General features: G+C 43.0%; 1 protein-coding gene. It reads left to right on the top strand.

What is annotated here, in order from left to right:
* Window positions 1-9: 9 nt before the first annotated feature.
* On the top strand, window positions 10-502 hold a 493-nt coding region (locus AB4384_RS22930), incomplete at its 3' end, for an ISAs1 family transposase (protein ID WP_372130154.1).

Genomic DNA, 502 nt, shown 5'->3' with positions numbered 1-502 from the left:
ACAGCCATTTTGAACTTAATCGAACACTTATCAGTCGTCCAAGACACTCGGTCAGACATTAATCAGAAGCATGATCTTATCGATGTCATGTTCCTTGTAATTAGCGCCATCGCATCTGGATGTGAAGGATGGCAAGATATTGAATTGTTTGGGAAAGACAAACTAGATTGGCTGAGAAAATACAGAACATTTGAACATGGTATTCCACGTCGGCATACAATAGCCCGTATTTTACGTTCAGTTGTCGCAGAATCTTTGCTAGAGGCATTAGCCCTGTGGATTAACGAGCAACGCACTAGTCAACACAAGCCGATAATCGCATTCGATGGAAAAGTGCTGCGTGGCTCATACCGAAATGACAAAAAAACAGCGTTACAATTGGTTACCGCCTACGACACTGAACGTGGCCTCGTTTTGAGTCAAAAGCCGACTGAGAGCAAAAATGGCGAGATCAACGTTGTACGCCAAATGCTTGATGTTATTAACGTAAAAGGCAGTGTCA

This window comes from Vibrio sp. 10N.261.51.A4 (assembly GCF_041471945.1).
GTDB lineage: Bacteria > Pseudomonadota > Gammaproteobacteria > Enterobacterales > Vibrionaceae > Vibrio > Vibrio crassostreae_C.
Note: the sequence above shows the minus strand (reverse complement) of the source record. Positions and strands in the feature narration are given on the sequence as shown.